General features: G+C 52.0%; 2 protein-coding genes. Both read right to left on the bottom strand.

Annotated features, from left to right (window positions below; translation table 11 throughout):
* Positions 1-24: 24 nt before the first annotated feature.
* Positions 25-1,188 (bottom strand): MFS transporter, encoded by a 1,164-nt coding sequence (locus tag ACI3UA_RS04870; RefSeq protein WP_439723707.1) that lies wholly within the window; start codon positions 1,186-1,188, stop codon positions 25-27.
* Positions 1,169-2,503, bottom strand: coding sequence for a hemolysin family protein (locus tag ACI3UA_RS04865; RefSeq protein WP_439723706.1), 1,335 nt, complete (start codon positions 2,501-2,503; stop codon positions 1,169-1,171). The genes ACI3UA_RS04870 and ACI3UA_RS04865 overlap by 20 nt, the downstream gene beginning before the upstream one ends.
* Between the last annotated feature and the right edge of the window lie 85 nt (positions 2,504-2,588).

The following is a 2,588-nucleotide window of genomic DNA, read 5'->3' as shown; positions in this document are numbered from 1 at the left end:
CAAGCACTACGATAAACTGAAATTTCACAATACTTTGCTATACACATATCCGGCAATCACAGCCTGGCTGAAAGCCAGCATCCCCAGCATCCCGAAGGACACATACAGGCTTGTGCTGTCAGCCACGAATCCGATGACAGCAGGCCCCATGAGTATGCCGAGATATCCCAGCGTACTGGCCGCAGACACAGCCTGATTCAGAGGCATGACCTTCTGCCTGCCCATCAGCGAATAAAACACAGGCACAATATTGGCACTGCCAATGCCGATAATAAAGAACCCGGCATACAAAAGCCATGCTTCCGGCGCAAAAATAAGCAGCACAAAACCTGCGCAGGCCAGAAGTCCGCCGCCAATGGTCACTGCAGGGCCGCCCAGCCTGTTGACAGCCCAATCCCCTGCCAGCCGCATAATCAGCATAGCCGCCGAGAAAACCGTAAAGCCCACACCCGCCATGCTCATATCAAAATGCTTGACGCTGGTCAGGAACACGCCGCCCCAGTCCATGACAGCACCTTCTATCAAAAAGGACACAAAGGCCACCAGCCCTATAAAAATTACAATCCCCCTGGGAATCGCCAGCAGGGAGCCTTCCCTCTTTTCACCGCCATTATCCAGCAGATGGGGCCTGAAAACAGCCAGCAGAAGCAGGATAATCCCCCAGGCAACCACAGCGGCCTGAAAATGATTCATCCCCAGATTCAGCCAGACGCTGAAAATACCGGCACCTGCAAAGCCGCCCACGCTCCAAAAGGCGTGCATGCCTGACATCAGACGCCTGCCGGACCTTTTTTCCACTATCACCGCCAGCACATTGACTACCACATCAATAGTACCCATCAGCCCGCCCAGCAGCAAAATAAGCGGCACCAGCATATACAGCGACTGCACCATGCTCAAAAGCACCAGCACCATGCCGTAGAAAACCCCGGCCGTCACCAGCACCCTGCGGCAGCCCCATTTCCCGGCAGCCGCCCCTGAAAAGGGCATCGTCAGCAATGAGCCGATGCCGACACACAAAAGCAGCATGCCCAGCACATCCTCCGTCAGTGCCAGCCGCTCTTTCAGCATAGGCACAATAGGAGCCCAGCTGGCACAGCCGAAGCCCCCCACAAAAAACAATGCCTTGGCCGCCCACTGCTGCCACCTTAGCTCATGCCCAATATTATCAGTTTTCAGATTCAACATTATCTTCCTTTTTCTTTTCCTCCACTGTACAGATAATCTTATCTATCCTGTAGCGATCCAGCCGCGCTATCTCAAACACGAAATTCTCCCACCGCACTGACTCGCCTTTCTTCGGGATATAGCCAAACAGGGCCGTTACAAAACCACCCATGGTCTGGTAATGATCCTGATCCTCATCCGGCAGCTCGTCAATATCAAACTTTTCCTTGAAATCATCAATGGAACAAAGTCCCTCAATATTCCAGCTGTTATCCTCCCGTGCCGTAATCTGCACCGGCTCCGGCTCGTTGATATTGTTCGTATCGCCAATCAGCTCCAGCAGGATATCCTGCAGGGTGATAAAGCCGATTACACCGCCGTACTCGTCCAGCACCGCCGCCTCATGGATACCCGTTTCCTGAAACTGCTCCAGCACCCGGAAGCTCTCCATGGAGCGGGGGATAAACATAGGCTTTCTGATAAACTGGCTTAAATCCAGCGGCTTGTTGTCCAGCGCCGCATTAAAAATATCCTTGATGTATATAACGCCGCAGAAATCATCCAGACTTTCCCTGCCTACGGGAATAATCGCCTCCGATGTGGCGCGGATAATCGCCAGATTCTGCTCCAGTGTATCCTCAAGGTCAATCCACATCATCTGGGTTCTCGGTGTCATCAGCGAATACGCCGTCTGGTCGCTCATGTGAAACACCCTGTCCACCAGATTCTGCTCCTTCTTCTCAAAGGTGCCGTCCTCCGTGGCCTGCTCAATCAAATCCTTGACCTCATCCTCCGTGACGGTATCATCAATCTTCAGATTCAGTCCCAGCATGGCCAGCAGCAGCCGGACAGAATTTGCCAGAAGCGACACTATCGGCCTTGTGATGAAAATCAGCTTGCTCAGGGTCTTTTCACAGTGTATCAGCGTTTCCTCCGGGTGCTGCATGGCAAACCGGGTCGGCAGGAACTCGCTGAGCATCAGCGTCAGATACGTCACAATCAGTACGCTCAGCCCCAGCGCCACTTCATCCGGATAAGGCATCATATCAATGTACTGCTTCAGGATAGGCGCCAGTATGACGCTGGTGCTTACACCGATAAGTATGCTCACAAAGGTAATGCCAAGCTGTATCACCGCATTGGCCCTCTCCGGATGCTCCAGCAGCTTCATGGCCTTCGCCGCATCCTCATTGCCATCATCCAGCAGCTTTTCCAGCCTGCTCTTGTAGCTTTCATTTAACGATGTTTCAGCCAGGGCAAAAAACACATTGACAAAAATCAGCAGAAAAATCACAAACAGCCACATCGACGGGTAAGGGGTATCCAAAAAATCCACATCCTTTTCCAAAACAGATAAAACTATTACAATGCCATTATTATATCTGTTTCCTCGCTTTTATGCAAATTGCTGTCCCCCGTAT

The organism is Anaerovibrio sp. (assembly GCF_051866355.1).
Classification (GTDB): domain Bacteria; phylum Bacillota; class Negativicutes; order Selenomonadales; family Selenomonadaceae; genus Anaerovibrio.
The sequence above is the reverse complement of the archived record's forward strand: the minus strand, read 5'-3'. Positions and strand labels throughout refer to the sequence as shown.